Source organism: Spirulina subsalsa FACHB-351 (genome assembly GCF_026130165.1).
Lineage (GTDB): Bacteria > Cyanobacteriota > Cyanobacteriia > Cyanobacteriales > Spirulinaceae > Spirulina_A > Spirulina_A subsalsa_A.
Genome location: NZ_JAIHOM010000202.1, coordinates 1 through 5050 on the forward strand (window position 1 = coordinate 1; position 5050 = coordinate 5050).

3 protein-coding genes are annotated in these 5050 nt (G+C 47.6%); all 3 read right to left on the reverse strand.

Features of this window, described 5'->3' with window-relative positions; genetic code table 11:
• Nucleotides 1–379: 379 nt before the first annotated feature.
• The 3 genes from K4A83_RS21895 to K4A83_RS21905 all read right to left on the reverse strand — a co-directional run bounded on the left by K4A83_RS21895 (nucleotide 380) and on the right by K4A83_RS21905 (nucleotide 4552).
• Entirely contained in the window at nucleotides 380–2557 is a 2178-nt protein-coding gene (locus tag K4A83_RS21895) for a lytic transglycosylase domain-containing protein (RefSeq protein ID WP_265266840.1), read from the reverse strand.
• A 271-nt stretch (nucleotides 2558–2828) separates the two neighbouring features.
• Nucleotides 2829–3524: a TVP38/TMEM64 family protein gene (locus K4A83_RS21900; RefSeq protein ID WP_265266841.1), complete on the reverse strand. Its 696-nt coding sequence runs from the start codon at nucleotides 3522–3524 to the stop codon at nucleotides 2829–2831.
• Nucleotides 3521–4552 carry a glycosyltransferase family 2 protein gene (locus tag K4A83_RS21905; RefSeq protein ID WP_321161043.1) on the reverse strand — a complete coding sequence of 344 codons (1032 nt, stop codon included), beginning with the start codon at nucleotides 4550–4552 and terminating at the stop codon, nucleotides 3521–3523. The genes K4A83_RS21900 and K4A83_RS21905 overlap by 4 nt, the downstream gene beginning before the upstream one ends.
• Between the last annotated feature and the right edge of the window lie 498 nt (nucleotides 4553–5050).

Consider the following 5050-nt stretch of genomic DNA (forward strand, 5'->3'; position numbering starts at 1 on the left):
CTATTTTATCCTCTGGTTTAGCATCCATCCAAAGTCTTAAAGCTTTGTTTCTGATGAATTGAACTGTGCGAAAGGGGGTTTGGGGGGCTTCCCCCCAAATAACAATGGCATCATCAATGGCAGTAGATTGACTTGGTTTTAATACTGCTTTCATTTCTAGGACAATCATTGTTTATCGACCTCAAACAACTAGATGAATACTAACATATACAGCACAAATTGTCATGAGCTAGTGATTCCTGAGCTTTAATCAAAGAGTCGTGCTTCGCTGTTTCTATACTGGTCGGGTTTCATCCCTTCGGTAAAACCGAGGGTCTTCACCCGACATTGCAGATAAGAAAAAAGGAACAAGGGAACTACCCTGATGAAGGATGAAGGGCTAACGTTCCATCAGTTGAGCAATTTCAGGATTGTAGATGCGGAGGTAATTCCAATAATTGCTAAACACGGATTCGACATAGCCTTTGGTTTCGGGGAAGGGAATTTGTTCGACAAAGACATCTGGATCATCAAAGCCAAACCGTTGCACCCATTGATTGACGTTGCCGGGGCCAGCGTTGTAACTGGCGATCGCCAATAGGGAGTTATTGTTATACCTCTGATGAGTATAGTCCAAGTACCAAGTCCCTAATTTAATATTATCGGCCGGATTGATTAATGAATAATTCTCAAAGGAGATTTGTTCGGCTATCCAGCGCCCGGTGTCTGGCATCACCTGCATTAAACCAAGGGCTCCGGCTGAGGAGCGGATTTCTTTCTCAAAGCGGGATTCTTGACGAATCAGGGAAAAAACCAAGAAAGGGTTTAGATTCCGCGCCTCTGACCATTCTAGAATTAACTCGGAGTAGGGTAAGGGAAAGAGGGTTTTCCAATACATAGACTCTTGACGCAAGGCTTGCCACTCTTCCCGCTCTTCAGGAGTATCCCGTTGGGTTAAGTTCCAAATGGCGTTAATCCCATCAAGATATTTTCCTTGGGTTTGTAGGATTAACCCTTGGGTAAACTGTTCATCAACGGTTTTATCTCGTCGGTTGCCCATTTCGGCTTGCCAGAGTTTCCAAGCGTCGTTATATTGACCCAGTTGGTACAGTTCCCTAAAAGCTTCAGAACCGGCCGGAGGATGGGGATAAAACGTGGGGGTGACGATTTCAGGACTTTTGGGGCGCACGGTGGTAAAGTCGCCGACATCCCAACCTAGGAGGACGGCGGAACGCCAAGCATAATAGGACTCGGGATGCTGTTCTAGCACATACTGATAGGCTGACTCGGCATCTTCAGTCCGATTGACTCGACTCGCCCATTTCCCCACCCAAAAGGCGGCACGAGGGGCGAGGGAACTGTTAGGGGTGTTGATGGCAATGGGACGGGCCCAGCGCCAAGCTTCAATATAATTACCTTGACTAGAGAAAGCTTTAGCTCTTTCCCACCGATAGCGGGAAGCGGCTTCTGATTGGGGATATTGATTCAAGACGGACTGGCGAGCTTGAGCGGCGGAGGTGCGAGCGCCCTGTTGTTCGAGAATATTGGCTTTGTTGATTAAAGCCTCGGCCGCCTGATCAGGATAGTTGGCAATGGCTTGATCTAAAAAGGCGATGGCTTCTTGGGGGGGGGAACTGGCGGCTAAACGGAGCAAGGCCTGTCCGGCTTCTCTACTGTCGGGAAATTCACTCACTAACTGCTGATAGTCGATTCTCGCGGCGATCGCATTTCCGGCAATTTCTCGACCCCGAGCCGTGCGAAAGAGGGTTTCTGGGGTGCGGGTAGCGCGGGAGTAGGCGCTGGCGGCTTTGCCATATTCCCACTGTTGCCAGTAGCCAAAGCCGATCACTTCCCAATCTTCGGGGGTAAGTTGATCACTGAAGCGTTGCACGAGGTAATCCCGAATTTCGCTCATCCGTTCACTGTCGGGGGTGTTGTGGGCGAGGAAGAGTAATAATTCGGGTTGGTCACGATTGCCTTCGAGCTTTTCCCGCACCAGTTGGTGAGTTAGAGGATGTTGGGGATGTTCTGCGATCGCCCGTTCCCAATAGTCCTCATCATACCGCCCCAAAACATACAACGCTTCCCCCACCGCCAGCGACTCAGGATAAGTCTCCAGCAGCTTTTGTAACGTCTCCTTAGAACGGTTTAAATCATTGGTTAACTCATAGGCTCTCGCCCGTTTCAACAGCACCCAAGGCCCCAGCAGAGAATAATCCAAATCCAATCCGTCGAGGGTGCGGATTGCTCTTCCCCCTTCCCCCTGTTCAATCCAGTCACTAGCCAGCATAAAACGGGCGCGACTCCGTTCATAGGAAGGCGCGCCATTGGCTAATTCTTCGAGGCGAGGGAGGCGCTCCTCCATCGGGAGAAGTGCCAAAGGTAGCACCTCCGACTGTTCATCATTGGGTTTGCGGGATAAATTCGCCGAGCCTCCTGTGGTGTTCATCACCCAGCGTTCCAACTGAGTCAGCCAGCCTTGCTGTTGACCCACAAACACTGTAGCGCCCACAAGTCCCACAATTAAGACCCCGGAACTAACGGTTAAGACTGTTTGAATGGTGCGTCCCTTTAGCATTCCTTCTTATGTGCAGTGGCCAATAGCCATAATAACCGTTTTCGGTCTAGGTCGTGGAGAGTCAGGTTCGTAGTTCCGCTTTAGCGCCCCATTGGGAGCAGGGGAGTGGGGAATTGATAATTGATAATTGATAATTGATAATTGTTTCCGATTCCCGACTCCACTTCGACTAAGCTCAGTGACTACCGACTCCCGACTCCCGTTCGCGCAGCGTTCCGAAGGAATGCTCTTGACTTCTAACTTTGGGTCTTAACTTGTCAAGATTGGGTAATTACTCCCGACTCCCGACTCCCGATTCCCCCCTTTCCGTTTCCTCCAAAGCCCGACGGGGCGACTGACGACGGCGACGATACCACGTCGCCCCCCCCACTAATAACCCCGTTAAACTCGAAGCCACTAGAATGGGCAACATATCCCCTTGCTTTAACGCTTGTAATCCCGCCCCCATCATGACAAACGGCAGGATTCCCGGTACAGTCCCTAATGCCGTCCCGATGCAATAATCCCGTACCCGAATGGAAGTCAATCCGGCGGCAAAGTTAACAATGCCGTAGGGAATGAGGGGTAAAAGACGAATAGCAAACATATAAAACAAACCCCCTTGCTGCAATTCTGCGTCTAATACTTCCCACTTGCCTTTAAATTTTTGCGCTACCCAGTCCCGGCCAATGGTGCGGGTAAACAAAAAGGCGACTAAAGCAGCAATAATCGCGGCGACAGTTGTCCAAATCGTTCCCCAAACTGTGCCGAAAATAGCCCCACCTGTTAGGTTAAGGGGAGTAGAGGGTAATAATAAAATAGTGCCGAGGGTATATAAAATAATGTAAATAATGGGGGCTAAAATTCCGGCCTGTTCCAGCCATTGTTCTAAGGTGTCTTGGTCAATTCCGCCAATTAAATAGACTCCAAACGCTGTAATGACAACACAAAAAATAAAGATTAAAATGGCACTTTTTTTAAGGTTCATGCTAGCTGTTGTTCATCGGTGACAGGGTTTACATTGGAGGAGAGAGGAAAATCATGGCTTTGAATAGTAGGGTTGCCTTGAGGGTCTAAACCATAGAGATCCCGGACTAAATACAGGGGTCTGCCTTTGACTTCTTCATAAATACGTCCTAAATATTCGCCAATTACACCTAAACTAATTAACTGAATTCCGCCTAAAAAGAGAACGGAAACAATAGTAGACGCATAACCGGGAACATCAATCCCTAGGATCAAGGTGCGAATAATCAGGAATACAGCATAAAAGAAGGCAAAAACAGAAACGCCTAAGCCCATGTAACTCCACACTTTTAAGGGAATGGAACTAAAGGAAATAATACCATCTAGGGCGAAGTTCCACAGTTTCCAGTAATTCCAAGTGGTTTTTCCTTGAAATCGGGGTTCTCGGTCAAAGTATACGGCTGTTTGTCGATAACCTACCCAAGTAAATAATCCTTTCATAAAACGGGTGCGTTCGGGTAGGGTTTTGATGGCTTCGACGACTCGACGATCTAACAGGCGAAAGTCCCCGGTATTGGGGGGGATGGCGATGTTGCTCATTTTACCAATGGTGCGGTAAAACAGGGCGGCGGTGAGTTTTTTGAGTTTGGTTTCCCCTTGGCGCGATCGCCTTGTGGCATAAACTACATCATAACCCGCCCGCCACTGGGCGACTAATTCGCCAATCAATTCGGGGGGATCTTGTAAATCGGAGTCAATGGGAATCACAGCTTGACCAATGGTATGATCTAGTCCAGCCGTCAGAGCGATTTCTTTCCCAAAGTTGCGGGAAAGGTTGATAATTTTAATCCGAGGATTGCGCTGGTGATGGGCGATTAATCCTTGTAAACTGTTGTCCCGACTGCCATCATTAACGCAAATAATTTCATAGGACAGGTTTAAGTTGCCTAAAACCGTTTCTAAGCGGTTAAATAGGGCATCTAGATTAGACTCCTCGTTGTAAATCGGCACCACAATGGAGAGGATAACAGGATCTAATGAAGTGTTCATAATCGTTAGTACGTCACGCTTAGAGAATATATAGCGTTTCCATTTGAGTTTTGTAATCCACAAGGGAAAACAAAGGGAACAGGGAACAGTATACAAGGGTTACAAGGAGCTTGAAGTATTATGAGAAACTTCTCTGAGAGTTGATCAATGATTGGGAAACGCTATATAGCTAGTCCTAATGAGACGTGAACTCTGGGCTATTGTCCTATGTTGATTCCAGGCGAGCCTTTTTTGCACGACTCAGATAGGTTCGCTATATAAGAATTGACAATACTTCACGGATAACTTTTAAAGGATGGTGCGTCCGAATTACAGTAAGTTATATTTAACCCCTGTTATTCCCTCTGATCTACTCTACAACTGACTACGGTTTACCGAGGAACTGGGTCTAAAGCCCCGTCCTTCTAGGACGGCTTTTTCTTGATCTTAAGGCTTCTGATGAGTTCTCTCAAAACATCTGATTTGGAACGACCTGTTGATTCGCAATAGGCTTCTAGT

Coding starts and splice junctions, on each gene's coding strand:
- K4A83_RS21905 (WP_321161043.1), bottom strand. CDS start 4,552: ATGAACACTTCATTAGATCCTGTTATCCTCTCCATTGTGGTGCCGATT.
- K4A83_RS21900 (WP_265266841.1), bottom strand. CDS start 3,524: ATGAACCTTAAAAAAAGTGCCATTTTAATCTTTATTTTTTGTGTTGTC.
- K4A83_RS21895 (WP_265266840.1), bottom strand. CDS start 2,557: ATGCTAAAGGGACGCACCATTCAAACAGTCTTAACCGTTAGTTCCGGG.